Origin of the sequence: Streptomyces sannanensis, from assembly GCF_039536205.1 — a bacterium.
In the GTDB taxonomy this organism is placed as follows: domain Bacteria; phylum Actinomycetota; class Actinomycetes; order Streptomycetales; family Streptomycetaceae; genus Streptomyces; species Streptomyces sannanensis.
Map to the genome: position 1 here is coordinate 2,545,314 of NZ_BAAAYL010000001.1, position 26,614 is coordinate 2,571,927.

Genomic DNA, 26,614 nt, shown 5'->3' on the forward strand with positions numbered 1-26,614 from the left:
GTGGGCCCCGCATACGGGGTCACGCCGTCGAGCCGTCCGCCAGCGCCGCGAAGGCGCCGTGGGCCAGCCGGCGCAGCAGCTCCTCGGTGGCGGCGCGTCCGGGCAGGCCGCTGCCGTAGGAGCCGAGGTGCGGCGTGGAGTTCAGCAGCCCGAAGACCGCGTGCACGGCGGCTCTGGCCTGCGCCTCCGGCACCTCGGGGTGGATGGCGACGACGGTCTCGACCCACAGTTCGACGTACTGCCGCTGGAGCTGCCGCACCAGCTTGCGGTCGCTGTCGCGCAACCGGTCGAGCTCCCGGTCGTGCAGAGTGATCAGCGAACGGTCGTCGAGCGCGAAGTCGATGTGCCCGTCGATGAGGGAGGACAGCACCGCCTCCGGCTCACCCGCGGCCTCGGCGACCCGCTGCTTTCCGCCGGTGAGCAGCCTGCCGCTGATCCCGACGAGCAGTTCGGCGAGCATCGCGTCCTTGCCCGCGAAGTGGCGGTAGAGGCCGGGTCCGCTGATGCCTACGGCCGCCCCTATCTCGTCCACACCGACACCGTGGAAGCCGCGCTCGGCAAAGAGGCGGGCGGCCTCCTTGAGGATCTGCTCGCGACGGGTCGGGGCGTCGGTCCTGGTGCTCATGGCAACGATTCTAGACAGGGCGGTTAGCGATCGTTAACCTGAAGGAGATGCGTTAACGCTCATTAACTTCAGTCGTACGGGCAAAGTACGGGCAAGGGGGCTCGACACGATGCAGCAGGCACCCGTGCTGGCGAGCGCGGCAGATCCCGCCTCCGCGGCATGGCGGACCAACGAGGCGGCGCACCATGAGCTCGCCGAGGAGCTGCGCTCCCGCCTCACCGCCGCCCGGCTCGGCGGCGGCGAACGGGCCCGCGAGAAGCACACCGCGCGCGGCAAACTGCTGCCGCGCGACCGGGTGGACACGCTCCTGGACCCCGGTTCGCCGTTCCTGGAGCTGGCTCCGCTCGCGGCCGAGGGGATGTACGGCGGCGCCGCACCGGCCGCCGGCGTCATCGCCGGAATCGGCAGGGTCAGCGGCCGCGAGGTCGTCGTGGTCGCCAATGACGCCACCGTCAAGGGCGGCACCTACTACCCCATGACGGTCAAGAAGCATCTCCGCGCCCAGGAAGTGGCGCTGGAGAACCGTCTTCCGTGCGTCTATCTCGTCGACTCCGGCGGCGCCTTCCTGCCCATGCAGGACGAGGTCTTCCCGGACCGCGAGCACTTCGGGCGGATCTTCTACAACCAGGCCCGGATGTCCGGCGCCGGCATCCCGCAGATCGCGGCGGTCCTCGGCTCCTGCACGGCGGGCGGCGCCTATGTCCCGGCCATGAGCGACGAGGCCGTGATCGTGCGCAATCAGGGCACGATCTTCCTGGGCGGCCCGCCGCTGGTGAAGGCCGCGACCGGCGAGGTCGTGACGGCCGAGGAGCTGGGCGGAGGCGAGGTCCACTCCCGTACGTCCGGTGTCACCGACCACCTCGCGGAGGACGACGCGCACGCCCTGCGGATCGTGCGGAACATCGTCGCGACGCTGCCGCAGCGCGGCCCGCTGCCCTGGGCGGTGGAACCGGCCGAGGAGCCCAAGGTCGACCCCGCCGGGCTCTACGGCGCGGTTCCGGTCGACTCCCGCACTCCCTACGACGTGCGTGAGGTCATCTCCCGGATCGTCGACGGCTCCCGTTTCGCCGAGTTCAAGGCGGAGTTCGGGACGACCCTGGTCACCGGCTTCGCCCGGATCCACGGCCACCCGGTCGGCATCGTCGCCAACAACGGCATCCTCTTCTCCGAGTCCGCCCAGAAGGGCGCGCACTTCATCGAGCTGTGCGACCAGCGCGGCATCCCGCTGCTGTTCCTGCAGAACATCTCCGGCTTCATGGTCGGCCGTGACTACGAAGCGGGCGGCATCGCCAAGCACGGCGCCAAGATGGTGACGGCCGTGGCCTGCACCCGGGTGCCCAAGCTGACCGTGGTCATCGGCGGTTCGTACGGCGCGGGCAACTACTCCATGTGCGGACGCGCCTATTCACCGCGCTTCCTGTGGATGTGGCCCAACGCCAAGATCTCCGTGATGGGCGGCGAGCAGGCCGCTTCCGTACTGGCCACGGTGAAGCGCGATCAGCTGGAGGCGCGCGGCGAGGAATGGCCGGCGGCGGAGGAGGATGCCTTCAAGGCACCGATCCGCGCACAGTACGAACAGCAGGGGAATGCTTACTACGCCACCGCCCGGCTGTGGGACGACGGCGTGATCGATCCCATGGAGACCCGGCAGGTGCTGGGCCTCGCGCTCACGGCCTGCGCCAACGCCCCGCTGACCGACCCCGCCTTCGGCGTCTTCCGGATGTGAGACGGACCATGACGATGTTCTCCACTGTCCTTGTCGCCAACCGAGGCGAAATCGCGGTCCGTGTCATCCGTACGCTCCGGGAGCTGGGCGTGCGCTCCGTCGCCGTCTTCAGCGACGCGGACGCCGACGCCCCACATGTTCGGGCCGCCGACACGGCCGTCCGGATCGGCCCCGCCCCGGCGGCCGAGAGCTACCTCTCCATCGAGCGGCTGCTGGACGCGGCCCGTCGCACCGGCGCGCAGGCCGTCCACCCCGGCTATGGCTTCCTCGCCGAGAACGCCGCGTTCGCGCAGGCCTGCGCGGAGGCGGGCCTGGTCTTCATCGGCCCCTCCGCCGAGTCCATCTCCCTCATGGGCGACAAGATCCGCGCCAAGGAGACGGTGAAGGCGGCCGGTGTCCCGGTCGTCCCCGGCTCCTCCGGCAGCGGCCTGACCGACGGGGAACTCGCCGCGGCCGCACGGGAGATCGGCATGCCGGTGCTGCTGAAGCCCTCCGCGGGCGGCGGCGGCAAGGGCATGCGCCTGGTCCGCGACGAGTCCCTGCTCACCGACGAGATCGCCGCGGCCCGGCGCGAGGCACGGGCCTCCTTCGGCGACGACACGCTGCTGGTGGAGCGCTGGATCGACCGCCCCCGCCATATCGAGATCCAGGTCCTGGCGGACGGCCACGGCAATGTCGTCCACCTCGGCGAACGCGAATGCTCGCTCCAGCGTCGCCACCAGAAGATCGTCGAGGAGGCCCCGTCGGTCCTCCTCGACGAGGCGACGCGCGCCTCCATGGGCGAGGCAGCGGTCCAGGCGGCCCGCTCCTGCGGCTACCGGGGCGCGGGCACGGTCGAGTTCATCGTCCCGGGCGGCGACCCGTCGTCGTACTACTTCATGGAGATGAACACCCGGCTCCAGGTGGAGCACCCGGTGACGGAGCTGGCTGTATTGATCGCGGGGGACGGCCTGGACCTGGTGGAGTGGCAGCTGAAGGTGGCCGCGGGCGAGCAGCTGGCGTTCGCCCAGGACGACATCTCCCTCACCGGTCATGCGATCGAGGCCCGCATCTGCGCCGAGGACCCCTCGCGCGGATTTCTGCCGTCCGGCGGCACGATCCTCTCCCTGCGCGAGCCGCGGGGAGACGGCGTCCGCACGGACTCCGGTCTCGCCGAGAACACCGAGGTCGGCAGCCTGTACGACCCGATGCTGTCGAAGGTCATCGTCCACGGCCCCGACCGCCCCACCGCCCTGCGCAAGCTGCGCGCGGCCCTGGCGGACACGGTCACCCTGGGCGTCCAGACCAACGCCGGCTTCGTCCGTCGCCTCCTGGCCCACCCGGACGTCGTCTCCGGCGACCTGGACACCGGCCTGGTGGAGCGCGCGGTGGACGGCCTGGTGGACCGCGAGGTCCCGGCGGAGGTCTACGCGGCGGCGGCGCTGCTGCGCCAGGCGGCGCTGGAGCCCGGGTCCGCGTCGGGCTGGGCGGACCCCTTCTCGACGCCGAGCGGCTGGCGCCTCGGCGGCGAGGCGGCCTGGACCGTGCACCACTTCCGCGTCCCGGGCAACGACCCGGTCGAGGTCCGGGTGCGCGGCAACGAACTTCTGGTGGGCGGCACACAGGTCAAGCCGGTGCGACGACTGAGGACGGAAACCCCGGCCGGCCATACGGAGAACGGCAACACCGTCACGGTCGAGCTCGAGGGCGTCACGCACACCTTCCACCACACACCCGCCCCGGAAGGCATGTGGCTCGGCCGGGACGGGGACGCCTGGCACGTCCAGGTGTACGACCCCGTCGAGGAAGCCCTCCGCGGTGCCGGACGGCACGGCGGGGCCGACACGCTCGCCGCGCCCATGCCCGGCACCGTCACCGTCGTCAAGGTGGCCGTCGGGGACGAAGTCGTCGCCGGCCAGAGCCTGCTCGTCGTGGAGGCGATGAAGATGGAGCACGTCATCTCCGCACCGCACGCCGGCACCGTCGCCGAGCTCGACGTCACCCCCGGCACCACGGTCGCCATGGACCAGGTACTGGCCGTCGTGACCCCGCACGAGGAGGACGAGGGATGATCGAGGGACTGCCCATGTCGGTGCCCGCGCCGGGGCTGCCGGCCCGGGTGCGGATCTACGAGGTCGGCGCCCGCGACGGGCTGCAGAACGAGAAGACGGTCGTCCCGACCGAGGTGAAGGCCGAGTTCATCCGCCGCCTCGCCGACGCGGGGCTGAGCACCGTGGAGGCGACCAGCTTCGTCCACCCCAAGTGGGTGCCCCAGCTGGCCGATGCCGAGCAGCTGTTCCCGATGCTCGACGGAGTCGGCGCCCGGCTCCCCGTCCTCGTGCCGAACGAGCGTGGCCTGGACCGTGCTCTCGCCCTGGGAGCGAAGGAAGTGGCGGTCTTCGCGAGCGCCACGGAGTCCTTCGCCAAGGCCAACCTCAACCGCACCGTCGACGAGGCCCTGGCCATGTTCGAGCCGGTGGTCACCAGGGCCCGGGCCGAGGGGCTGCATGTCCGCGGGTATCTGTCGATGTGCTTCGGCGACCCCTGGGAGGGCCCGGTCCCGGTCCACCAGGTGGTACGGGTCACCAAGGCCCTCGCCGACATGGGCTGCGCCGAGCTGAGCCTGGGCGACACGATCGGCGTGGCGACCCCCGGGCATGTACAGGAGCTGCTCTCCACCCTCAATGAAGCGGGCGTGCACACGAACACCATCGGTGTGCACTTCCACGACACCTATGGGCAGGCCCTCGCCAACACCCTCGCCGCGCTCCAGCACGGCGTGACCACCGTGGACTCCTCGGCCGGCGGCCTCGGCGGCTGCCCGTACGCGAAGAGCGCCACCGGAAACCTCGCCACCGAAGACCTCGTGTGGATGCTCCACGGCCTCGGCATCGAAACCGGGGTCGACCTCGGCAGACTCACCGCCACCAGCGTGTGGATGGCCGAACAGCTGGGCCGCCCCAGCCCCTCCCGTACCGTCCGTGCCCTCTCCCACAAGGAGTGACCCCCATGTCCCTGGACCACAGGCTCTCCGAAGAGCACGAGGAACTGCGCCGCACCGTCGAGGAGTTCGCGCACGACGTCGTCGCGCCCAAGATCGGTGACTACTACGAGCGCCATGAGTTCCCGTACGAAATCGTCCGCCAGATGGGGCAGATGGGCCTGTTCGGGCTGCCCTTCCCCGAGGAGTACGGCGGCATGGGCGGCGACTATCTCGCCCTCGGCATCGCCCTGGAGGAGCTCGCCCGGGTCGACTCGTCCGTCGCGATCACCCTCGAGGCGGGGGTCTCGCTCGGCGCGATGCCCGTCTACCGCTTCGGCACCGAGGAGCAGAAGCGGGAGTGGCTGCCCAAGCTCTGCTCGGGCGAAATACTCGGCGCGTTCGGCCTGACCGAGCCGGACTGCGGTTCGGACGCGGGCGGCACGAAGACCACGGCCGTGCGGGACGGCGACGAGTGGGTGATCAATGGCACCAAGTGCTTCATCACCAACTCCGGTACGGACATCACGGGCCTGGTCACGGTCACCGCGGTCACCGGCCGCAAGGCGGACGGCTCGCCGCTGATCTCCTCGATCATCGTGCCGTCCGGCACCCCCGGCTTCACGGTCGCGGCGCCCTACTCCAAAGTGGGCTGGAACGCCTCGGACACCCGCGAGCTGTCGTTCCAGGACGTGCGTGTGCCGGCCGCCAATCTGCTGGGCGAGGAGGGCCGTGGGTACGCGCAGTTCCTGCGGATCCTCGACGAGGGCCGTATCGCCATCTCCGCACTCGCCACGGGCCTCGCCCAGGGCTGCGTCGACGAGTCCGTGGCGTACGCGAAGACGCGCCACGCCTTCGGCCGGCCGATCGGCGACAACCAGGCCATCCAGTTCAAGCTGGCGGACATGGAGCTGCGGGCCCATATGTCCCGTGTCGCCTGGCGGGACGCGGCGTCCCGGCTGGTCCACGGGGAGCCGTTCAAGAAGGAGGCGGCGCTCGCCAAGCTCTACACCTCGACGGTCGCGGTGGACAACGCCCGTGACGCCACGCAGATCCACGGCGGCTACGGCTTCATGAACGAGTACCCGGTGGCCCGGATGTGGCGCGACTCCAAGATCCTCGAGATCGGCGAGGGCACCAGTGAGGTCCAGCGGATGCTGATCGCGAGGGAGCTGGGCCTGACCGGCTGAACCGGGCGGGACGACTCGGTCCCGCACACCCTCACCGGGTGTGCGGGACCGTGGCACACCCGTACGGGCTGATCCTGAACACCGCGGCTGTGCTTTCCTGACCGGCCGCCCGTTCCGCGCCGCCGGGCAGTACCGAACACGCGGCGGGCGCCGGGAACCCTCGTGGGCACCGGCGCCGCCGTCATCTCACTCCGCCGCGGGCCAGGGCACCAGTGGCGAGCGGTACGTAGTCGATGCCGAGCGCCGGCGTCCGCGGCCCCTGCGCGGCCGGCCGCAAGGTGTAGACCACTTGCCCGGCCCCGCGATGGGACAATCCCCGTCATGGCGGAGATCATCCAGAAAGACGGCACATGGGCTTTCGACGGGGACGTGGTGCGGATCGTGCCCGGCTCCGACAAGGGCGTCGGCCTGCTGCGCAGGACGCTCGGCGAGATCGCCGTGCCGCTGCGGGCGCTGGCCGGTATCGCCTTCGAACCGGGCCGCAAGTCCGGCCGGCTGCGCCTGCGACTGCGCGACGGGGCCGACCCTCTGCTCCAGGTGACCGGCGGCAGGCTGGACGACGCCTCCGACCCCTACCGGCTGACGGTGGAGCCGGACCGTACCGGGGTCGCCGAGTACTTCGTCGACGAGGTGCGCAACGCTCTGCTGCTGGACCAGGTGCCCACCGTCGGCGCCGACCGCTATCTGCTGTCCGGGCCCGCGCTGCCGGTAACGGCGAGCGCGGGTGACGCCACCGTGTCGTTCGACGGGGACCGGATCCGGCTGGAGTGGAACTGGAAGGCCGAGGAGTCCAAGGCGTCCACCGGGACGCGCACCATCGAGCTGGGGGATGTGTCGGCCGTGGAGTTCCAGCCGGCCGTCGGGCTGGAGAACGGCTACCTGCGGTTCGTCGTGGCGAAGGCCGTGACCAAGGCCCCGCCGAAGTACGACCCGCACGCGGTGGAGCTGTGGGGATTCAAGAAGGACCCTCTGATGGCGCTGGTGGCGGCGGCCGTGGTGGCCCGTATGCCGCACCCCGCCGCGCCCGCCCCCGAGGAGGCCGTCCCGCCCCCGGCCGGGCCGCCCGCCGACGATCACGATGTACTGCTTCGCAGGCTGCGGGAGCTCGGCGAGCTGCACCGGGCCGGAATCCTCACGGACGACGAGTTCAGCACCGCCAAGCAGGCCGTCCTGAAGCGCATGTAAGCGCGGCATAAGCGTGAACTTGACGGGTCCTGCCCGATATCGGGCAGGATTCTTGCGTAAGGACCCGGGTACCCCTCAGTATCTACGGGTGCTCGAACGCCGCCCTTCGTCCCACGAGGACCTCATCGACCACCTGGTGCGCAGCACCGCGCTCCAGCGCGGTGAAGCCGCCCGGGTGGTGCTGGACGTGCTGGCGTACTTCGACGAGACGACCGAGGTATTCGTCCGCCGCCGTCACCGTGAACTGCAGTCCGCGGGCCTGGCGAACGCGGAGATCTTCGAGCGGATCGCCGCCGAGATGCCGCATCGCGCGGTCGCGCCACCGGAGCTCTCGCTCAGGCAGCTGCGCCGCATCGTCTACGGCTGAGCACACACCCACGAACCCGGAGGGGAAGACACACCATGTGCGGAATCGTCGGATACATCGGCAAGCGCGATGTAGCGCCGCTGCTTCTGGAGGGCCTGCAGCGACTGGAGTACCGCGGTTACGACTCCGCGGGCATCGTCGTGACGAGCCCCAAGGCCGCCGGCCTGAAGATGGTCAAGGCCAAGGGCCGGGTCCGCGACCTGGAGGCCCGTGTCCCCAAGCGGTTCGCCGGCACCACCGGTATCGCCCACACCCGCTGGGCCACCCACGGCGCCCCGAGCGACGTCAACGCGCACCCGCACCTGGACGCCGAGGGCAGGGTCGCCGTCGTCCACAACGGCATCATCGACAACGCCTCCGAGCTGCGCGCCAAGCTGACCGCCGACGGTGTGGAGTTCCTCTCCGAGACCGACACCGAGGTGCTGGTCCACCTGATCTCCCGCTCCCAGGCAGAGACGCTGGAGGAGAAGGTCCGCGAGGCGCTGCGCGTCGTCGAGGGCACGTACGGCATCGCCGTCATGCACGCCGACTTCTCCGACCGGATCGTCGTCGCCCGCAACGGCTCCCCGGTCGTGCTGGGCATCGGCGAGAAGGAGATGTTCGTCGCCTCCGACGTGGCGGCCCTGGTGTCGCACACCCGTCAGATCGTCACCCTCGACGACGGCGAGATGGCGACCCTGAAGGCGGACGACTTCCGCACGTACACCACCGAGGGCTCCCGTACGACCGCCACGCCGACCACCGTGGAGTGGGAGGCCGAGTCGTACGACATGGGCGGCCACGACACGTACATGCACAAGGAGATCTCCGAGCAGGCCGAGGCCGTGGACCGCGTGCTGCGCGGCCGCATCGACGACCGGTTCTCCACCGTTCACCTGGGCGGCCTCAACCTGGACCCGCGCGAGGCCCGCGGCATCCGCCGTGTGAAGATCCTCGGCTGCGGCACCTCGTACCACGCCGGCATGATCGGCGCCGGGCTGATCGAGAGCCTGGCCCGGATCCCCGCGGACGCCGAGCCGGCCTCCGAGTTCCGCTACCGCAACCCGGTCGTGGACCCGGACACCCTGTACCTCGCGGTCTCCCAGTCCGGTGAGACCTATGACGTGCTCGCCGCCGTGCAGGAGCTCAAGCGCAAGGGCGCCCGCGTCCTCGGTGTCGTCAATGTCGTCGGCTCGGCGATCGCCCGCGAGGCCGACGGCGGTGTGTACGTCCACGCCGGCCCCGAGGTCTGTGTCGTCTCCACCAAGTGCTTCACCAACACGGTGGTCGCCTTCGCGCTGCTCGCGCTGCACCTGGGCCGTATCCGTGACCTGTCGGTGGCCGACGGCAAGCGGCTCATCGAGGGTCTGCGCAGGCTGCCGGAGCAGATCGACGAGATCCTGAAGCTGGAGCCGCAGATCAAGCAGCTGGCGGACGAGTACGCCGACGCCAAGTCGATGATGTTCATCGGCCGGGTGCGTGGTTACCCGGTGGCGCTGGAGGCCTCCCTCAAGCTGAAGGAGATCAGCTACATCCACGCCGAGGCCTACCCGGCGTCCGAGCTGAAGCACGGTCCGCTGGCCCTCATCGAGCCCGCGATGCCGACGGTCGCGATCGTCCCGGACGACGACCTGCTGGAGAAGAACCGCGCGGCACTGGAGGAGATCAAGGCCCGTAGCGGCAAGATCCTCGCGGTGGCGCACCAGGAGCAGGAGAAGGCCGACCACACGATCGTCGTCCCGAAGAACGAGGACGAGCTGGACCCGATCCTGATGGGCATCCCGCTCCAGCTCTTCGCGTACCACACGGCGCTGGCCCTCGGCCGGGACATCGACAAGCCGCGCAACCTCGCGAAGTCGGTGACGGTGGAGTAGTCCTACCCACCACCACGGAAGCGATGATTGAGCAACCCCTACGCACCTGAACCACCTCCGCGAGAGCGGCGGCGGTTCAGGCGCAAAGCGAGAGCGGCGCCGGTTCAGGCGCAAAGGGGGAAGCAACCCCCACGTACAGCAACCACCTGCGCGAGAGCGGCGGCGGTTCAGCCGCAAAGGGGGGCCGGTCCCCGCGTGTGCCATCTGCACGCGGGGACCGCCCTCTTTCACCTGCCGGCGCCGCCCGGAACGCCGGCGTGCGGCTGCCCGGAGGCCCGGCGGGGCCTCAGCCGGTGGCCGTCACTCCCCGGCCGGCAGCGCGTCCGGGAAGCGCCGTGGGCCACTTGGCCAGCGACGCCGTCGCCCCGTACCAGGCCGCGGCGCCCGCGACCGCGGCGACCCAGCCGCCGACCTTGGCGAGCCCGCTGCTGTCCGCGAACGCCGCTATGCCGAGCAGCAGCAACGAGACGAACAGCAGCCCGTACGTGCCCCTGGTCAGCATTCCGCTGTCCGCGGCCCCGAGGGCCAGGCTGAGCGCGAGCAGGGCCCACAGGAGCAGGAAGAGTCCGACCGCGTTCGCGGACACCTTGGCGTCGGCCGCGCTCGCCCAGGTGAACCAGAACGCCCCGAGCCCCGTGAACGCGGTGCCGTTGAAGGCGTCGTCGCCGCGGAAGGCGAAGAGGCCTGCGACGAACAGCGCTATACCGCCGACGAAGAGGGCGATCGACATGGAGTCGGACGCGCTGACGCCGTCGATCACACCGGTCGTGCCGATGCCGAACGCCAGCAGCGTCAGTCCGAGTGCCAGGTGACCGAGAGTGGAAGTGGTGCTTCCCGCAGAGACATCCTTGTCCACGGCGGGCTCCCTTCATGCATGTTCTGTTGTGCTGCTTCCCAGCCACCCTTATGTACCCTTCACAAGGGCACAATTCACCCCTACGGATGGGTAGATTTCCTTTGACAGGACGCGAGTTGACGCCGCCTCACCTGTGTGAAAGGCAGGATTACGGAATGGCTACGGGATGACGACGACGGGGCGCTGTGCTCGCTTCGCGAGCCGCCCCGCGACCGAGCCGAAGATCCGACCGACGATGCCGTGCGTCGAGCCCACCACGATCGCGTCGGCGGCGTACTCCCGCCCGACCTCTTCCAGTTCGTGACAGATGTCGCCGCCCCGCTCGACCAGGATCCACGGGACCTCGGCGAGGTAGTCGGCGCAGGCGAGCTCGAGGCCGAGCACCTCGGTGCGGTGGTCCGGCACATCGACGAAGACCGGCGGCTCGCAGCCCGCCCACACGGTGGTGGGCAGCCGGTTGGCGACGTGCACGATGATCAGGCCGGAGCCGGACCGCCTGGCCATGCCGATCGCGTACGCGAGCGCGCGCTCACTGGAGGTCGAGCCGTCGAAGCCGACGACGACACCGTGCCGGAAGGCGGGATCGCAGGAAGGGCGTGCCTCTTCCGCCGCGAGAGGGTCCGACGTGGGGTCGGCGAGCCGCTTGCGGTCCGCGGGTTCGGGGAATTCGTGACCGGCCATCGGTGTCTCGGCGTTCAGATCCTCTTGGGAGGGACGACAGTTGGCATCGGAGCTGTGTCCGGGAAACATCTTCCCAACCCCATACCCTCAAGGGTACGGCGACACTCCTCTGCTGCCCAGGGCCTGACCGGGCCGTGCGGCGTTCTCCGGAGCATGCCCGAGCCCGCGGGGATATGGCAATGGCGCCTGCCCCATACAGCTTCCCTCGCGGACCGGAATGCGGCACATACGGACCGTGACCGCCCGGCACATTCGCCGTCGGCACGAAATCATCACCCCGTCACCGCCCGGAAGAGCACTCCGTGACCGCATCGCCGGCCCGGCGCCGTGACCACGGCCTGCCGAATGCCACCTCGGCGCGCCGGACGCACGCCGAAAGGATGACGGTTTCGCACATCCGCGCACATATATTTTCAGCCAACTTCACCACATGACCCAAAGCTTGGCGGAATGGCCTGCCAACCCTACTGCCACCAGGGATGAAAGGACCGTCGCAAAGGCTTGCACCATACGGGTACGGGCCATCAGCGCGAGACGCACTTCCCTGCGGGCCGCGTGAGTGGAACGCTTCCTGATCGAATGCTTCGCGCCAAGTTGTCTTGTCGATTTAACGCCGGATGCCGAACTTGTCACGCCGGCACCACGGGACGCAGTAGATTCGATCATGAGTATCGAAGGCTGGGGACCCGTGCTGGACCGAGGGGAAACGTGCAGGAGCGAAAGGCCCGACAGGAACGGGGCGCCGCGCACACCGAGGGGGGCTTAGAGCCATGAGCCAGGATTCCGCTGTCGCACCCGAGGCGGCACGGAAGCTCTCCGGGCGCCGCCGCCGGGAGGTTGTCGCCGTCATGCTGTTCAGCGGCGGCCCCATCTTCGAGAGCTCCATCCCGCTCTCCGTTTTCGGTATCGACCGGCAGGACGCAGGCGTCCCCCGCTACCGGCTGCTGGTCTGCGCCGGCGAGGATGGACCGCTGCGCACGACCGGCGGACTCGAACTCACCGCCCCGTACGGTCTGGACGCCATCGGCCGAGCGGGCACCGTGGTCGTGCCCGCCTGGCGGTCGATCACCTCACCCCCGCCCCCGGAGGCACTCGACGCACTGCGCCGCGCCCATGAGGAGGGCGCGCGCATCGTCGGCCTGTGCACCGGCGCCTTCGTACTGGCCGCGGCCGGGCTGCTGGACGGCCGCCCGGCGACCACGCACTGGATGTACGCGCCGACGCTGGCCAAGCGGTACCCGTCGGTCCATGTCGACCCGCGTGAGCTCTTCGTCGACGACGGCGACGTCCTGACCTCGGCCGGCACCGCCGCCGGAATCGACCTCTGCCTGCACATCGTGCGTATGGACCACGGTCCCGAGGCCGCCGGGGCGCTGGCCCGCCGGCTGGTCGTACCGCCGCGCCGCAGCGGTGGGCAGGAACGCTATCTGGACAGGTCTTTACCGGAGGAGATCGGCTCGGATCCACTGGCCGAGGTGGTGGCCTGGGCGCTGGAGCATCTCCACGAGCAGTTCGACGTGGAGACGCTGGCCGCGCGCGCGTACATGAGCCGCCGCACCTTCGACCGGAGGTTCCGCTCGCTCACCGGGAGCGCTCCGCTGCAGTGGCTGATCACCCAGCGGGTGCTCCAGGCACAGCGGCTGCTGGAGACCTCGGACTATTCCGTGGACGAGGTCGCGGGCCGCTGCGGCTTCCGCTCCCCGGTGGCGCTGCGCGGTCACTTCCGGCGCCAGCTCGGCTCGTCCCCGGCCGCCTACCGGGCCGCGTACCGGGCCCGCAGGCCGCAGTCGGAGGTCCCGGCGGTCATCGACGCGGTCCCGACGCAGGGCACCGCGCAGCCGCGGCGTACCGCGGCCGCGAGCACCCCGGCCGGATCCTCCACCGCCTCCGCGCCCGTGGAGCCGGGCAAGCCCGTCTCCGACGACTACGCCCCGGCGCACCCGGCGCTGCCCGGCCAGCGAACCGCGCTGTGAGAAGGGGTGGCCCGGCCCGGCCGGACTCGTGTTCGGCCGGGCCGGGCAGCCACCCCCTAAGGTGGGACGCATGAACGATCGCATGGTGTGGATCGACTGCGAGATGACCGGGCTCTCGCTGACGGACGACGCACTCATCGAGGTGGCCGCGCTGGTCACCGACTCGGAGCTGAACGTGCTCGGTGAAGGGGTGGACATCGTGATCCGCCCGCCGGACGCCGCACTCGAGACCATGCCCGAGGTGGTGCGCCAGATGCACACCACCTCCGGTCTCCTCGACGAGCTGGCCTCCGGCACCACTCTCGCCGACGCCGAGGAGCAGGTCCTGGCCTACGTACGGGAGCATGTGAAGGAGCCCGGCAAGGCCCCGCTCTGCGGAAACTCGGTCTCCACCGACCGTGGCTTCCTGGCGCGCGACATGCCGACGCTCGAGGACTGGCTCCACTACCGGATCGTGGATGTCTCCTCGGTGAAGGAGCTGGCCCGCCGCTGGTACCCGCGGGCGTACTTCAACGCCCCGCAGAAGAGTGGCAACCATCGCGCGCTCGCCGACATCCGTGAGTCCATCGCGGAGCTGCGCTACTACCGCGAGGCCGTCTTCGTGCCGCAGCCCGGCCCCGACTCGGACACCGCCAAGGCGATCGCGGCCCGCCACGTCCTGCCCGCGGGACCCGCGGAGTAGCCCGCCCGGACGGGCCACCCGAAAGGCGGGAGCGAGCACCCCCTCCGACCATGTACACTTTTTCTCGGCCGGTCAGGGAAACCGAAAAGACCGGTCGTGGTGGGTGTAGCTCAGTTGGTAGAGCACCTGGTTGTGGTCCAGGATGCCGCGGGTTCGAGTCCCGTCACTCACCCTCCTCTGAGAGGCCGCTGACCTGCGGAAAGCAGGACAGCGGCCTCTTTTGGCTCTCCCATGGCCACACCGGCGGCCACCCGGGATCTTGAGAAGGGCCCCACCGAACCTCGGGGGTGAGCGGCACTACGCGAAGGCCGCCCGGGAGGCCCACCACCGCCCTGGCCGGCTCATGCGCCTGGTCCCCGAGCCCGACAACCCCATGGAGGACCACTGGGCAACCTCGCGCAGCGCCTCCGCAGCCGTGCCGATGCTCGTACGGGATACCGACACCCGCTGCGACAAGGAGCGTGACGGGTGGGGCGGGTGAGGCGAAATCCCCGGAACAGACGTGCCGGCGGCCGGAGTTGACCCTACTCGAAGACCGAAGACGGTGGCGCCGGCGATGCCTTGGCGTCCGCGTCCGTGACCGGGGCCGCGCCGCCGGTGAAGTCGGCGAGGGCTCGGCCGTGTTCGACGCGACCGGGGTGCGGGTCGCCGGCGACCAGGCGGGTCAGTTCGGCGACCGGCAGAGCACGGGCCGAGCCGAGCAGGACCGCGTTGCCGAAGCGGCGGCCGCGCAGCACGGTGGGGTCGGCGACCAGGGCGAGCTCGGGGAACACCGTGCCCGCGGTGACGATCTGGCGGCGCAGATGGGTCAGCGGCGGGCCGTCGGCGAGGTTGGCCGTGTACCAGCCGCCGGGCGCGAGGACTCGGCGGACGTCGGCGAGGAACTCCGCGGACGTCAGATGAGCCGGGGTACGGGCGCCGCTGAAGACGTCCGCGATGACCAGATCCGCCCAGCCGTCCGGGATCTTCGCGAGCCCGGCGCGGGCGTCGGCGGTCCGGACGCGTATGCGGGCGCCTGACTCCAGCGGCAGTTCGCGGCGCACGAACTGGACCAGTCCGGCGTCCACCTCGACGATCTGCTGGGTGGAGCGGGGGCGGGTGGCGGCGATGTAGCGGGCCAGGGTGAAGGCCCCGCCGCCGAGGTGGACGGCGTTCAGGGGCTGCCGGGGCGGGGCGGCGAGGTCGGCGACATGGCCGAGGCGGCGCTGGTACTCGAAGGTGAGCAGGGCGGGGTCGTCGAGGTCCACATGGGACTGCGGGGCACCGTCGATCAGCAGCGTCCAGCCGCGCGGCCGGTCCCGGTCGGGTATCAGCTCGGCGAGCCCGCCGTCCACCCGCTCGACGACGGTCTCCTGGGCCGTACGCCCGCGCCGCCTGCTGTTCTTCGCCACGCTTTCATTATCGGCGGCGATCAGCGGCAGTTGTCGGCGGCCTCGATCAGGCGGGCCGCCTCGTCCAGTGCGGCCCGCAGCACGGCGGGGTCGGTCACCGGCACGTCGTCGCCGGGCGGCAGCAGCCAGCCGCTGCCGGGCGGGGGCCCCCACTGCTCATGGGGGTCCCACCGCTCGAGCGGAGCCGGGAGCGGGGGTGAAGCCGAGAGCTCGGGGGACGTCGGTTCCACGTCGACGGCCTCACCGACGGGGATGCGCAGTCCACGCCCGTCGGTACGGATGCAGGCGCTGCCGGGCACGTCCCATGCGGCAGCGGTGCCCGACGGCACCACGAAGCCGAGCGTGTCACAGCTGCGGTCGTGCAGTACGGGTCCGATGTCCGGTCCGGCACTGCGGCGGATGATGTCGACCGCTTCCAGGCCCTGGCGGGCGGGGACGGTGACCAGGTCACAGGGAACCTCCGGCGGTTCGCTGTGATCCGGGCTGGGGGTGTGCCGGCTGGAGGTCCGCGAGGGCGCAGGGCTAACGTCCACGCCGGCCTCCCACAGTGCAACCGTTCCTCAGCAGAACCGTACGCATCCCAAATCACCCTCGCAAACCAGCAGTTGGAGGCCCTCCGAGTGGGGGGTGTTCGCAAGGTTCAACGCTGCCGGACGTCAACGGGCACGGCGGCGCACCGCCGTAAAGGATGGCAGTTCATGGCAGATCGCGGGTGAGATATCCGGTTTGCCGTCAAACGTCGCGTGAGCACCCGGTCACAGCCGGTACCTTCGTGCCCCGCCGGAGCATCGCACGCACCGGCAGCACCAGCCGCCAGAGAGGGTTGGCCATGGCCTCGTCACCCACGCAACACCGACAGGCGGAGCCCAACCAGGTCTTCCGGATGCTGCGGGGACAGCGTTCACCCGGCGAGTTCGCGGCCGCGGTCCGCAGGGCCGCACGCGAGATCGGCGAACAGGTCGCCTGCGACGCCCGGTACATCGGACGTGTGGAGGCAGGCGAGATCCGCTGCCCCAATTACGCGTACGAGCGGGTCTTCCTGCACATGTTTCCCGGCCTGACCCTGACGGACCTGGGCTTCTCGGCACGCGAGACGGTACGCGGCCGCGGGGCGCGTGCGGCGGTGGGCGCGCCCCCGCCGGAGGCGCCCCACCTCACGATCCAGAAGAACGAGGAGAGCGACGTGCTGCGTCGCGCATTCATGACCAGCGGTTCCGCCACGGTGGCGGCCGTCTCCCTCGGGCTCGGCCCCGGGCCCGTACGACGGGCCGGGGAGTCGGAGGTGAACGCCGTCGCGGAGGCCGTACGCCAGATCCGGCTGCTCGACGACCGGCACGGCGCCGACAGCCTCTACCAGCGGGCCGCCCAGCCGCTCCGCACCGCGTATATGCTGCTCGACGCGAACACGGCTCGCCAGGCCACCTCCGACCGGCTGCATGCCGGGGTCGGCGAACTCGCGATCTCCGTGGGCTGGCTGGCCCATGACTCGGGCCGCTACAACGACGCACGCTCGCACTACGCGGAAGCGCTGGCCACCGCCCGGATGGCGGGCGACCCTGCCCTGGAGGCGCACGCCTTCTGCAACACGTCCTTCCTGGCCCGGGACATGCGCCGACCACGCGAGGCGGTACGCGCGGCCCAGGCCGGTATCCGTGCCGCGCAGCACATCGGCTCGTCCCGGCTGCCGGCCCTGCTCACCCTGCGCGAGGCCGGCGGCTGGGCCGGCCTCGGCGACCGCGCCGCCTGCGAGGCGGCCCTGAGCCGGGCCAAGACCCTGTTCGCGCACGGGACGCGCGACGCGGACCCGGAGTGGATGAGCTTCTTCGCCGAGGCCGAGCTGGAACTGCTGGAGGCGCAGTGCCGCGCCACGCTCGGCGACTGGTCGCACGCAGCCCGCCATGCCAGGCGCGCGGCGGCCCTCCAGAGTCCCCTGTTCGCCCGCAACCTCGCCCTCTACCGCGCGGAACTCGCGGGCGACCTCGCCCGGGCGGGCGTCCCCGACGAGGCCGCGGCGGCGGGGCACCAGGTCATGGACCTGCTGGGCGAGGTCCAGTCGTCGCGCATCCGGGCGATGCTCTCGGACACGGTCCGGGTGCTGCTTCCGCACCGCCGCGCCGCGGGCGTGTCGTCCTTCCTGGAACGCCACGCCGCGACGCAGCGCCGCGCATAGGGACCCGCCCGGCCGGGGGCGACGCGCACCGTCGGGTCGACCGGTGTGTCCGTCCTCGAGCGCGGGACGGGCTGCCGACGCGAAGTGCCGGACAGGCTCGAACGTGCCGACGCGAAGTGCCGGACAGGCTCGAACGTGGCCGACGCGAAGTGCCGGACAGGCTCGAACGTGCCGACGCGAAGTGCCGGACAGGCTCGAACGTGGCCGACGCGAAGTGCCGCACAGGCTCGAACGTGCCGACGCGAAGCGCCGCACAGGCTCGAACGTGGCCGACGCGAAGTGCCGCACAGGCTCGAACGTGCCGACGCGAAGTGCCGCACAGGCTCGAACGTGCCGACGCGAAGTGCCGGCGGCCCGGCCCGCTGACCGGCCTCAGCCGTCCAGGTGACCGGTGTCGTTCCAGCGGGCGATCGCCGGGGCTCCGTACTGCCAGCCGAGCACCGACAGTGAGGCCGGCGCCAGCAGGATGCGGGCGCCGAACGACACCTCCTCCCCGAGCCAGCGCGCGGCGACCGCGCGAAGCATGTGGCCGTGCGAGAAGACCAGCACGTCGCGGTCGGCCTCGCGCGTCCACGCCACCACCTCGTCCGCGCGGGCGGACAGCTCGGCCAGCGTCTCCCCGTCCCGTACGCCGTCGCGCCAGATGACCCAGTCCGGCCCCCGTTCCGCCTTGATCTCGGCCTGGGTCAGCCCCTCGTACGCGCCGTAGTCGAACTCCATCAGCGCGTCCCAGTGCTCCGCCCGCTCGCCGAAACCGGCCAGCCCGCAGGTCTCCCACGAGCGCGCCAGCGGGCTTGTACGGACCTCGGCGTGCGGCAGTCCGTCCCACGGAGCCCGGTGCAGCCGCTCTCCCAGGAGCTTCGCACCCCGGCGTCCCTCGTCGAGGAGCGGGACATCCGTCCTGCCGGTGTGCCGGCCGGCCAGCGCCCACTCGGTCTGTCCGTGCCGGGCCATCAGGATGCGCGGTGCCATGTGCGTCTCCCTGTCGAGCAAGAGGGGTGTCGATCAGCTGATCACCCCACCATCATGGCAACCCTCGCATGGATCCTCGCGTCCCTTCCTCATCAAGGGGTGCCATTGGACGGCGTACACGTACACCGTACGGTTACCGGGTGGGCGAACCCCACAAAAAGGGAGGAGAGCCTCGGATGCCCCATATCACCACCGTGCCGCATTCGGCCCGCCGCTGGTGGACGGAGCTCCCGCTCATCGCCCTGGTCTACGCCGCCTACACGGGCTGCAGGCTTCTCGCGCGCGGGGACGTGACCACCGCGGTCGACAACGGCCTGGCGATACTGCGGATCGAGAAGTTCCTGCACATCGACATCGAGCTCCCGCTCAACCGTTTACTCACCGGCACCCCCGCCCTCGGCATACCCGCCGACTTCGCCTACGCCTCCCTCCACTACCTGGTGACCCCGGCGATCCTGGTCTGGCTGTTCCGGCGCCGCCCGCTCCGGTACCGCGCCGCCCGCACCTGGCTGATGACCTCCACCCTCCTCGGCCTGGTCGGCTTCACCCTCATGCCGACCTGCCCGCCCCGGTTGCTCGACGCGGGCCACGGCTTCGTGGACACGATGGCCCAGTACAGCGCGTACGGCTGGTGGGGTGGTGAGGCCAGCGCCCCGCGCGGACTCGGCGGGATGACCAACCAGTACGCGGCGATGCCGAGTCTGCATGTCGGCTGGGCCCTGTGGTGCGGGGTGATGCTGTGGCGCTACGGCCGCGCCCCGCTGACCCGGGCCGTGGGCATCGCCTACCCGCTGACCACCACGTTCGTGGTGATGGGCACCGCCAACCACTACCTCCTGGACGCTGTCGCGGGCGTCGCGGTCATGGGCCTCGGGCTGCTGCTGACCGGGCCCGCGATGCGGCCGGCGGACCGGGTGCGGGCCCGCTTCGGGTGGGGCGGATCCCCCGTCGCGTCCCCGATTGTCAGTGCCGGATGCAAGACTTCCGCGGGTGAGCGAATACCCGGTCAGCGGCACCCTGCCGACACCCCGTCAACCGGAGCGGGAGACGGCACTCCGGCAGCATCTCGCTGAGCTGCGCGGCCCCGCCGTCGCCCCGCATCCGCTGGACGCCCGTGCGCTGGCCGCGCTGGCCTCCAACCCCGGCTGCCGCCGCCGCGCCCTCCTGGACGGGGCCGGAGTGAACAAGGCCGTGCTGGCGAAGGCGATCGGCTCGCCCGGCGCCTTCGGCCAGTCACAGTTCGCCTTCATGCGCGGCAACGCCTTCGAGGCGCGGGTCAAGGCGGACGGCGGGGCGGACCTGCTGCGGCTGGTGTACGAGCGCATGGGCGGCGGCCTCCCTGCACCCGAGCCCGGCGGGGCGCACCTCCCCGACCTGTCCGCGGCCGGCCCCGAAGGCCGTGCGGCGCGGACGGCACTGGCGCTGCGCGAGGCGACGAAGGCCGCGACGGCCGGCGGGGCGTGGACGCTGCTGGACCATCCGATGCTGGCACTCGAGGTGGCCGGCTCCCCCGCGTATCTGGAGCCGGACGCGGTGGTCGTGCGGCCCGACGGGCGCTGGGCCGTCGTCGAGATCAAGTCCTTCCCGATGATCGACCGTTCGGCGGACCCGGCGAAGGTGGGTGCCGCGGCCCGCCAGGCCGCGGTGTACGTGCTGGCGCTGGAGCGGGTCGCGGCGCTGGTGGAGGGGGCGAGGGTGGCCCATGACGTGCTGCTGGTCTGCCCGAAGGACTTCTCCAATCTGCCGACGGCCTCCGTCGTCGACGTACGCAAGCAGTTGTCCGTCACCCGTCGCCAGCTGACCCGGCTCACCCGCGTCGAGGAGATCGCCGCGGAGCTGCCCGAGGGCATCTGCTTCGACCCCGGACTGCCCGCAGAGGAGCTGACGGCCGCGGTCGCGTCCCTTCCGGCTGCGTACGCGCCGGAGTGTCTGGCCACGTGCGAACTGGCCTTCCACTGCCGGGAGCATGCCCGCGCGGCGGACTCCGTCGACCCGCTCGGCCGCGGCGCCCGCGCGGAACTGGGCGGCCTCACCACGGTCGACGCGGTGCTGTCCGCGGCGCACGGCGTCACCGGCGACCCCGCGGATCCCACGGTCGCCGCGCTGCGCCGCGCGGCGGCGCTGCGCGCGGAAGCCCTCGGGTGCCACTCCGGGCGGACGCCGGACGCGGAGGGCGCCGCATGTCACTGATGCACACCCTCGCGCAGCTGGAGGCCGTACGGGCCGGGCGGGCGCAGGCCACCGCCACCGTGCGGCATCGGCATGTGTCCGACGCGCCGCTCGTCCTGGTGCCGCTCACCACCGCCGGTGAGGCCGGGGCGCCGCTCGGGGCACTGGTCGGGACCGACCGGGACGCGCCGCGACTGCTGGTCGTGCCGCAGCCGCGCGACCGCGATCTGCGGTTCGCGTTCCTCGCCGAGCTGGCCGACATCGTGCTGCCGTACCTCGACGGGTACGCCGACGTGGTCGAGGCCGCCGAGCGTTCCGAGACCGATCCGGAGACCGGCAAGAAGGTCAAGGTGGAGGTCGAGCTCTGCGCGGACGCCCCGCAGCTGATCGTGCCGAGCCGGGCGGGTGTCGACTTCCTACGGCTGCTGGGCCGTTCGATGCGGTTCCGGCGTACCGTCGAGCAGGACCCCGACACGCCCTACCCCGCGCCCCCGCGGGTCCCGCTGCTCGGGCGCTGGCTGACGCACTACGGCGAGCGGGCCCGGGTGCCCGGATCCTCGCTGCTGCTCGCCGTGACCGATCTGCTGAACCGGCACTGGGCGACCGGGCAGTCCGGCCTGGAGAACCAGCACCTGGGTGCGCTGCTCGCCTGGATCGACCCGCCGGCCGGCGGTTCGGGCGCGGAGGCGGCACTCCGCGCGGAGCTGGCGCGGGACGCGGAGGGGCAGCTGCTGTGCCCGCCGGCCGGCCCGGCGACCGACCCGGCGTTCGACAACAAGCTGCTGGCGCCCGCGGTCGAGCGGTACGACCGAGCGCGCGGCGCTCTCGCCGCCGCGGAGGACGGCCTCGTGGCGGACCGGCTGCTGGCCGGCCTGACCTCGGCGGAAGCCCGGATCCGCGCCCTGCTGGAGGACTGCATGCGGCCCGCCTGGGACGCCGTCTGGCAGGGAATCGACCTGGTCCGGGAGCTGCCGGAGGGGGCCAGGGTCGCCGACCGCTGGACCCGCGACCGCTGGTCCTTCACCGGCCACCGCGACCGGGTACGGGCCGGGGAGCCGCCCCAGCCCCGGATCGACGACGCGGTGACCGCGGCCCAGAAGCTCGCCGCGCGCGAGACCGCGCAGGCCCAACTGGAGGCGCAGGAAGCGCTGGACGACCCCCTGGTCATGGCGGGACGCCGGCTGTCCGGCGAGGCCTTCGCCGGTGAGGTGACCGAGGTGGTCATGGCGTACAGCGAGTCCAAGCGGCCGAGCCCGCGCCCGCTGGTGACGGTCGCCACGGACGACCGTCCGCATCTGGGCGAGGGCACGAAGATATATCGCTCACTGGACGGCAAACCGCAGTCGGCGGAGTTCGCGGGCTACGCGGAGGACGGCGCGCTGGTGCTGCGGCTGCTGGACAGGATGGGCCGGAGCAAGGAGCCGTCGCCCGGTTCGGTGCCGGAGAACGGTGACCGGGTCTGCTTCACGCTCTTCGAGCACGAACAGCGGGGCGGCCCGAAACTGCCGGACCCGGAGGAAACCCCCTGGACCCACGGCGGTCCCCCGTCCATCGGTGCCTCGGGTGGGGATCATCCGCAGACCATCCCCGACCCCGTGACCCCGGAGGACTTCCTTTGAACCCTCCCCCAGCTGAAGCGGGGGGATTCCTGGCTCACGCGGCTCGGCCACTCAGCAAGCGATCGAGTCTTACGCGATCAACACCAACCGGGTTGGAACCAGCCCGGTTGACACAAGGTCAAGGAGGTAGCGCATTGCTTGGTTCTCGCAACGCACTGTATGCAGGCTACCCAGTCACGCGGGGGGTCGTGCGCCTTTTGGACGAAACCCCATTCCTCGCCCTGCTCCGCATGGGCCCACCCCGGCGTGAAGGCCGGGGCTTCCTCGGAGGTCTTCGGTGACCGTCGTGAACGAAAGCGTCTTCGACCCCGGCGCGGCGGCCGACCGCGAGGTCGCGGCGATCCTGCACAACACACTCCATGGGTCCCATCGCGGTGTCGTCGTCGACTCACCGCCGGGCGCCGGCAAGTCGACCCTCGTGGTGCGCGCGGCACGGGAGCTGGCCGCCGCCGGGCGGCCGCTGATGGTGGTGGCGCAGACCAATGCCCAGGTCGACGACCTGGTGGTGCGGCTCGCCGAGAAGGACTCGGAGCTGCCGGTGGGCCGGCTGCACAGCAACGACCCGGACCCGTACGACAAGGCGCTCGACGCCCTGCCGAACGTACGCAAGTCCGCGAAGGCCGCCGAGCTCACCGGGCTCGACGTGGTCATCTCGACGGCAGCGAAGTGGGCCCATGTGCAGGGCGTCGAGCCGTGGCGGCACGCGATCGTGGACGAGGCGTACCAGATGCGCTCGGACGCACTGCTGGCCGTGGCGGGGCTGTTCGAGCGGGCGCTGTTCGTGGGCGACCCGGGTCAGCTGGACCCGTTCTCGACCGTGGGTGCCGAGCAGTGGGCGGGCCTGTCGTACGACCCGTCGGCGAGCGCGGTCTCCACGCTGCTGGCGCACAACCCGGACCTCCCCCAGCATCGGCTGCCGGTGTCCTGGCGGCTGCCCGCCTCTGCGGCGCCGCTCGTCTCGGACGCGTTCTATCCGTACACGAAGTTCCGCAGCGGTACGGGCCAAGACGACCGGCGGCTCACCTTCGGCGTGCCGTCCGACGGCTCGGGCCCGGACCGGGTGCTGGACGAGGCCGCCGCGTCGGGCTGGGGCCTGCTGGAACTCCCGGCCCGCCATACGCCCCGTACGGACCCGGAGGCGGTACGGGCCGTGGCCCTGGTCGTGCGCCGCCTGCTGGACCGGGACGGCGCGACGCTCTCCGAGCGCGCCGACGGTCCCGTACGGCTGACCGCCGACCGGATCGCGGTCGGCACGGCCCACCGCGATCAGGCGGCCGCGGTACGGGCCGCGCTGGCCGAGCTCGGCGTCTCGGGCGTGTCGGTGGACACCGCGAACCGCCTCCAGGGCCGCGAGTTCGACGTCACGGTGGTGCTCCACCCCCTCTCGGGGCGGCCGGACGCAACGGCGTTCCACCTGGAAACGGGCCGCCTGTGCGTGCTCGCCTCACGCCACCGGCACGCCTGCATCGTGGTGTGCCGCGCCGGTGTGACCGACCTGCTGGACGAACACCCTTCGACGGAACCGGTCCAGCTGGGCGTCACGATCAAGTTCCCGGACGGCTGGGAGGCGAACCACGCGGTACTGGCACATCTGGCCGAACACCGGGTGACCTGGCGCCCGTGAGCCACGAACGCCGGACGCCCGCCGCGGCAGCGGCGAATCGGGGACTGCGACACGCCGCCCGAAGCCTGCGCAACAGTGCGAGGACGGCCGGCCAACACAGCCCCCGACGGCTGGGAGGCGAACCACGCGGTACTGGCACATCTGGCCGAACACCGGGTGACCTGGCGCCCGTGAACCACGAACGCCGGACGCCCGCCGCGGCAGCGGCGAATCGGGGACTGCGACACGCCGCCCGAAGCCTGCGCAACAGTGCGAGGACGGCCGGCCAACACAGCCCCCGACGGCTGGGAGGCGAACCACGCGGTACTGGCACATCTGGCCGAACACCGGGTGACCTGGCGCCCGTGAGAGCGCCCATCGCGCGCCGAAGGCCTACTTGCGCGGCGCGGGACAATGGTGGGTGGTCCGGAAGCCGGGCCGGTGGAAGTGCGAGGAGGAGAAGTGATGGCGGAACCCGAGCGGAGCGAGCGAAGGCTGCGGCCGGCACCTCTGCTCTTCGAGCCTGCGGAGGTGGCCGCCGATCCCGAGCACTTCTTCGACCTGGAGTCCATCGCGGACCCCGAGGAGCTGCTGACCCGCGCCACCGAGCTGACGCTGGCGTTCCGGGCCGCCACCGACCGGGCCATGGAGTACCAGGCGGTCGCGGCCGCCCAGCTGGCCGACCCGGCGCGGTTCGACCGGCTCACGACCGCGGACATCGCGCACCGGGCCGAGTGGACCGAGGACTACACCGCCAAGATGGTCGAGTTCGGCCGGGACCTGCTGCGCAGCTCCACTCCGTGACCCTCTTGTCACCCCGGGTATCGATTTTTCCTGCCGTCGATCCGGGTGCTAATGTCTACGACGTCAGCAGGCGCCGCTAGCTCAGTTGGTTAGAGCAGCTGACTCTTAATCAGCGGGTCCGGGGTTCGAGTCCCTGGCGGCGCACCGACGGGAAAGGCCCCTCGCGAGAGCGAGGGGCCTTTTCGCGTGCCCGGCGCGTTCACACCTTGGTCGTGACCTTCACGTTCCAGGCCCCCGACTTCGTCCGGTCCATCACCTGTACCCGGATCCGCTCCCCCGGCACGGTGAAGGTCTCGCCGACCTGGAGCGGCGCGTCCGCCAGCGGCGGATAGACGGATCTGCCGCCGCACGCCTCGGTGCGCGGGTGGGTGTCGATCACTTCGACGGGCCCCCCGCCCGAGGCCTGGCCTCCGCGCACCCGGTAGAGGAGGATGCCCTCGGTGCAGGTCGTGCCGTCGTTGCCGGTGGCGCTGCGTGCCTCGATGGCGACGGCATGATCCTCAGCGGTACGCACCACCATCAGCCGGGGTCCGCCGGTGCGGCCGCGCAGTTCCGCGGAGAGCGGCTCCAGCGTGCGCAGGCCGTCGCTGCCGCCCTGGAGGCACACCACCTGGCTCGGGCCGAGCCAGCCGAGTTTCCACTTCTGCCAGCCGAAGAGATCCGGGGCGAGCCCGAACTGGCTTCCCATCACGTCCCAGTCGCCGACATAGGTGTCCCAGTCGCCCTTGCCGTCCTCCGGACGGTGGTAGAGGTCCGGCAGGTCGAATACGTGTCCGGTCTCGTGCGCGAGCACATTACGGTCGGGCGGGTGGTGCTCGAAGACGGTGACGACCCGTTTGATCTCCTTGCCGTCCGCGTGCATCGGCTCGTCGAAGTTGACGACCTTGGTCGCGTCGGAGTCGACGCCGGGGGCGTCGGGGTCCGCGACCAGATAGACGATGTCGTACTTGGAGAAGTCCACCCGGGAGTCGGCGGCCTTGATCGCGTCGCCGAGAAAGGCGGCGCGCTGGTCCGGCACCCAGTCACGCCTTATGGCGTACGCCTTCGATGTCTTCGGCATCCGGACCCAGTCGTGCTGCGGATGGACGCGCAGGTCGAATCTTCCGTACGAGGCACGCCGGAAGAAGTCGGAGGTCGCCGGGAAGTGGTCGGCGGCCAGTTCCTCGGTGCTCACGGTCGGCCGCGAGTCGGGGAACGAGAGGAAGATTATGACGGCGTCGAGACCGCGCACGGGGCGCGGGTAGGAGGCGTTCCAGGTGTCCAGGCCCAGCGAGTGGTGTGCCTCGGTGCGCGGCAGCGCGCACGCTACGGCGGTTCTGGCCGCCACGGCGGGGCCGGCGACGAGGGTGGTGGTGGCGACCGCCGCGAGAGAGGTGAGGGCGGCCGCGGTCCTGCGCATGCGTGAACGCTGCTCCACTCCCCCGGGTGGCTGCTGACGCGTCACGTCGACCTCCGGGTACGGAATGCGGGATATCCCATCCACCTTGAGGTGGCTCGTATGGATATGTCCTGTTTTGCTGCCCCGGGTGGGTGATCGGCCCGAGATTCCAGGCGCCTCACGGAAAGTCACAAACGGTCGCCGGCCATAACCGCCCCGCCATACCCGCACAGAAACGGTCGGTCTCGGCCGTCGCGTGCTCATGGTCACGGCGTCGAAGCTGGATCGCCCGTCCTGCCAGCCTCTATGATCGGCACACTTTCCCGGACGACCCCTGTACAAGACGAGCGCACGCGGGAGCGAGCGGTGAGCGGAACCTCCGAAGAAACGGGGTCCAGCCCCGGCACCGCC

23 protein-coding genes and 2 tRNA genes are annotated in these 26,614 nt (G+C 71.2%); 18 read left to right on the forward strand and 7 right to left on the reverse strand.

Translation table 11 applies throughout. The features are described from left to right. Positions 1–19: 19 nt before the first annotated feature. Positions 20–625 carry an SACE_7040 family transcriptional regulator gene (locus tag ABD858_RS11955; RefSeq protein WP_345036415.1) on the reverse strand — a complete coding sequence of 202 codons (606 nt, stop codon included), beginning with the start codon at positions 623–625 and terminating at the stop codon, positions 20–22. A gap of 109 nt (positions 626–734) precedes the next feature. On the opposite strand from ABD858_RS11955, the gene ABD858_RS11960 reads away from it, so the two are divergent. The 7 genes from ABD858_RS11960 (at position 735) to glmS (ending at position 9,905) form a co-directional block, all read left to right on the forward strand. Further along, positions 735–2,351 (forward strand): carboxyl transferase domain-containing protein, encoded by a 1,617-nt coding sequence (locus ABD858_RS11960; RefSeq protein ID WP_345036418.1) that lies wholly within the window; start codon positions 735–737, stop codon positions 2,349–2,351. 14 nt (positions 2,352–2,365) lie between these two features. After that, positions 2,366–4,402 (forward strand): acetyl/propionyl/methylcrotonyl-CoA carboxylase subunit alpha, encoded by a 2,037-nt coding sequence (locus ABD858_RS11965; protein ID WP_345044459.1) that lies wholly within the window; start codon positions 2,366–2,368, stop codon positions 4,400–4,402. Continuing rightward, positions 4,399–5,334 (forward strand): hydroxymethylglutaryl-CoA lyase, encoded by a 936-nt coding sequence (locus tag ABD858_RS11970; protein ID WP_345036420.1) that lies wholly within the window; start codon positions 4,399–4,401, stop codon positions 5,332–5,334. The genes ABD858_RS11965 and ABD858_RS11970 overlap by 4 nt, the downstream gene beginning before the upstream one ends. Positions 5,335–5,339: 5 nt before the next feature. Then, complete coding sequence (locus ABD858_RS11975; RefSeq protein WP_345036422.1) at positions 5,340–6,500, forward strand: acyl-CoA dehydrogenase family protein; 1,161 nt, start codon at positions 5,340–5,342, stop codon at positions 6,498–6,500. Between the two features lie 321 nt (positions 6,501–6,821). Continuing rightward, positions 6,822–7,685, forward strand: coding sequence for a DUF4429 domain-containing protein (locus ABD858_RS11980; RefSeq protein WP_345036424.1), 864 nt, complete (start codon positions 6,822–6,824; stop codon positions 7,683–7,685). 88 nt (positions 7,686–7,773) lie between these two features. Beyond that, positions 7,774–8,052, forward strand: coding sequence for a hypothetical protein (locus ABD858_RS11985; protein ID WP_345036427.1), 279 nt, complete (start codon positions 7,774–7,776; stop codon positions 8,050–8,052). A 35-nt stretch (positions 8,053–8,087) separates the two neighbouring features. Next, positions 8,088–9,905 carry a glutamine--fructose-6-phosphate transaminase (isomerizing) gene (gene glmS, locus ABD858_RS11990; protein ID WP_345036429.1) on the forward strand — a complete coding sequence of 606 codons (1,818 nt, stop codon included), beginning with the start codon at positions 8,088–8,090 and terminating at the stop codon, positions 9,903–9,905. Positions 9,906–10,191: 286 nt separating this feature from the next. Here the strand turns inward: glmS and ABD858_RS11995 are convergent, their stop codons facing one another. Beyond that, positions 10,192–10,761, reverse strand: coding sequence for an acetate uptake transporter (locus ABD858_RS11995; RefSeq protein ID WP_345036431.1), 570 nt, complete (start codon positions 10,759–10,761; stop codon positions 10,192–10,194). 159 nt (positions 10,762–10,920) lie between these two features. Further along, the gene (locus ABD858_RS12000; RefSeq protein ID WP_345036433.1) at positions 10,921–11,442 is read right to left on the reverse strand and encodes a universal stress protein; all 522 of its coding nucleotides are present in this window, start codon (positions 11,440–11,442) and stop codon (positions 10,921–10,923) included. 770 nt (positions 11,443–12,212) lie between these two features. On the opposite strand from ABD858_RS12000, the gene ABD858_RS12005 reads away from it, so the two are divergent. The 4 genes from ABD858_RS12005 (at position 12,213) to ABD858_RS12020 (ending at position 14,578) form a co-directional block, all read left to right on the forward strand. After that, the gene (locus tag ABD858_RS12005) at positions 12,213–13,415 is read left to right on the forward strand and encodes a helix-turn-helix domain-containing protein (RefSeq protein WP_345036435.1); all 1,203 of its coding nucleotides are present in this window, start codon (positions 12,213–12,215) and stop codon (positions 13,413–13,415) included. 70 nt (positions 13,416–13,485) lie between these two features. Then, a complete protein-coding gene (orn, locus tag ABD858_RS12010; RefSeq protein ID WP_345036437.1) occupies positions 13,486–14,097 on the forward strand; it encodes an oligoribonuclease in 612 nt (203 codons plus the stop codon). A gap of 99 nt (positions 14,098–14,196) precedes the next feature. After that, positions 14,197–14,269 (forward strand) — tRNA-His (locus ABD858_RS12015). A gap of 87 nt (positions 14,270–14,356) precedes the next feature. Then, the gene (locus tag ABD858_RS12020; RefSeq protein WP_345036439.1) at positions 14,357–14,578 is read left to right on the forward strand and encodes a hypothetical protein; all 222 of its coding nucleotides are present in this window, start codon (positions 14,357–14,359) and stop codon (positions 14,576–14,578) included. 43 nt (positions 14,579–14,621) lie between these two features. Here the strand turns inward: ABD858_RS12020 and ABD858_RS12025 are convergent, their stop codons facing one another. Together ABD858_RS12025 and ABD858_RS12030 are read right to left on the reverse strand one after the other, a co-directional pair. Then, positions 14,622–15,488: a spermidine synthase gene (locus ABD858_RS12025; RefSeq protein ID WP_345036441.1), complete on the reverse strand. Its 867-nt coding sequence runs from the start codon at positions 15,486–15,488 to the stop codon at positions 14,622–14,624. 20 nt (positions 15,489–15,508) lie between these two features. Beyond that, a complete protein-coding gene (locus tag ABD858_RS12030) occupies positions 15,509–16,021 on the reverse strand; it encodes a hypothetical protein (RefSeq protein ID WP_345036443.1) in 513 nt (170 codons plus the stop codon). A 296-nt stretch (positions 16,022–16,317) separates the two neighbouring features. On the opposite strand from ABD858_RS12030, the gene ABD858_RS12035 reads away from it, so the two are divergent. Beyond that, a complete protein-coding gene (locus ABD858_RS12035; RefSeq protein WP_345036445.1) occupies positions 16,318–17,658 on the forward strand; it encodes an NsdA family TPR-like regulatory protein in 1,341 nt (446 codons plus the stop codon). Positions 17,659–18,030: 372 nt separating this feature from the next. Here ABD858_RS12035 and ABD858_RS12040 read toward each other — a convergent pair whose 3' ends face one another. Beyond that, positions 18,031–18,630: a histidine phosphatase family protein gene (locus ABD858_RS12040; RefSeq protein ID WP_345036447.1), complete on the reverse strand. Its 600-nt coding sequence runs from the start codon at positions 18,628–18,630 to the stop codon at positions 18,031–18,033. Positions 18,631–18,806: 176 nt separating this feature from the next. Here ABD858_RS12040 and ABD858_RS12045 point away from each other — a divergent pair, with 176 nt between their 5' ends. From ABD858_RS12045 to ABD858_RS12070, 6 genes are all read left to right on the forward strand, one after another. Further along, positions 18,807–19,703: a phosphatase PAP2 family protein gene (locus ABD858_RS12045; RefSeq protein WP_345036450.1), complete on the forward strand. Its 897-nt coding sequence runs from the start codon at positions 18,807–18,809 to the stop codon at positions 19,701–19,703. Beyond that, complete coding sequence (locus ABD858_RS12050; RefSeq protein ID WP_425586189.1) at positions 19,621–20,820, forward strand: hypothetical protein; 1,200 nt, start codon at positions 19,621–19,623, stop codon at positions 20,818–20,820. The genes ABD858_RS12045 and ABD858_RS12050 overlap by 83 nt, the downstream gene beginning before the upstream one ends. After that, positions 20,811–22,418: a hypothetical protein gene (locus ABD858_RS12055; RefSeq protein ID WP_345036452.1), complete on the forward strand. Its 1,608-nt coding sequence runs from the start codon at positions 20,811–20,813 to the stop codon at positions 22,416–22,418. Before ABD858_RS12050 ends, ABD858_RS12055 begins: the two co-directional genes overlap by 10 nt. Before the next feature lie 286 nt (positions 22,419–22,704). Next, complete coding sequence (locus tag ABD858_RS12060) at positions 22,705–24,042, forward strand: AAA domain-containing protein (protein ID WP_345036456.1); 1,338 nt, start codon at positions 22,705–22,707, stop codon at positions 24,040–24,042. A 444-nt stretch (positions 24,043–24,486) separates the two neighbouring features. Further along, positions 24,487–24,825 carry a hypothetical protein gene (locus ABD858_RS12065; RefSeq protein ID WP_345036458.1) on the forward strand — a complete coding sequence of 113 codons (339 nt, stop codon included), beginning with the start codon at positions 24,487–24,489 and terminating at the stop codon, positions 24,823–24,825. Positions 24,826–24,895: 70 nt separating this feature from the next. Beyond that, positions 24,896–24,969, forward strand: a tRNA-Lys gene (locus ABD858_RS12070). Positions 24,970–25,024: 55 nt separating this feature from the next. Here ABD858_RS12070 and ABD858_RS12075 read toward each other — a convergent pair. After that, on the reverse strand, positions 25,025–26,269 hold the full coding sequence (locus ABD858_RS12075; RefSeq protein ID WP_425586190.1) for a M6 family metalloprotease domain-containing protein: 1,245 nt from the start codon (positions 26,267–26,269) through the stop codon (positions 25,025–25,027). Between the last annotated feature and the right edge of the window lie 345 nt (positions 26,270–26,614).

Excerpts from the sequence above, each read along its gene's own strand:
- ABD858_RS12065 (WP_345036458.1), top strand. The coding sequence starts at position 24,487 with ATGGCGGAACCCGAGCGGAGCGAGCGAAGGCTGCGGCCGGCACCTCTG.
- ABD858_RS11975 (WP_345036422.1), top strand. The coding sequence starts at position 5,340 with ATGTCCCTGGACCACAGGCTCTCCGAAGAGCACGAGGAACTGCGCCGC.
- ABD858_RS12035 (WP_345036445.1), top strand. The coding sequence starts at position 16,318 with ATGGCCTCGTCACCCACGCAACACCGACAGGCGGAGCCCAACCAGGTC.
- orn (WP_345036437.1), top strand. The coding sequence starts at position 13,486 with ATGAACGATCGCATGGTGTGGATCGACTGCGAGATGACCGGGCTCTCG.
- ABD858_RS11955 (WP_345036415.1), bottom strand. The coding sequence starts at position 625 with ATGAGCACCAGGACCGACGCCCCGACCCGTCGCGAGCAGATCCTCAAG.
- ABD858_RS12040 (WP_345036447.1), bottom strand. The coding sequence starts at position 18,630 with ATGGCACCGCGCATCCTGATGGCCCGGCACGGACAGACCGAGTGGGCG.
- ABD858_RS12045 (WP_345036450.1), top strand. The coding sequence starts at position 18,807 with ATGCCCCATATCACCACCGTGCCGCATTCGGCCCGCCGCTGGTGGACG.
- ABD858_RS12055 (WP_345036452.1), top strand. The coding sequence starts at position 20,811 with ATGTCACTGATGCACACCCTCGCGCAGCTGGAGGCCGTACGGGCCGGG.
- ABD858_RS11965 (WP_345044459.1), top strand. The coding sequence starts at position 2,366 with ATGTTCTCCACTGTCCTTGTCGCCAACCGAGGCGAAATCGCGGTCCGT.
- ABD858_RS11980 (WP_345036424.1), top strand. The coding sequence starts at position 6,822 with ATGGCGGAGATCATCCAGAAAGACGGCACATGGGCTTTCGACGGGGAC.
- glmS (WP_345036429.1), top strand. The coding sequence starts at position 8,088 with ATGTGCGGAATCGTCGGATACATCGGCAAGCGCGATGTAGCGCCGCTG.
- ABD858_RS11970 (WP_345036420.1), top strand. The coding sequence starts at position 4,399 with ATGATCGAGGGACTGCCCATGTCGGTGCCCGCGCCGGGGCTGCCGGCC.
- ABD858_RS12000 (WP_345036433.1), bottom strand. The coding sequence starts at position 11,442 with ATGGCCGGTCACGAATTCCCCGAACCCGCGGACCGCAAGCGGCTCGCC.
- ABD858_RS11960 (WP_345036418.1), top strand. The coding sequence starts at position 735 with ATGCAGCAGGCACCCGTGCTGGCGAGCGCGGCAGATCCCGCCTCCGCG.
- ABD858_RS12005 (WP_345036435.1), top strand. The coding sequence starts at position 12,213 with ATGAGCCAGGATTCCGCTGTCGCACCCGAGGCGGCACGGAAGCTCTCC.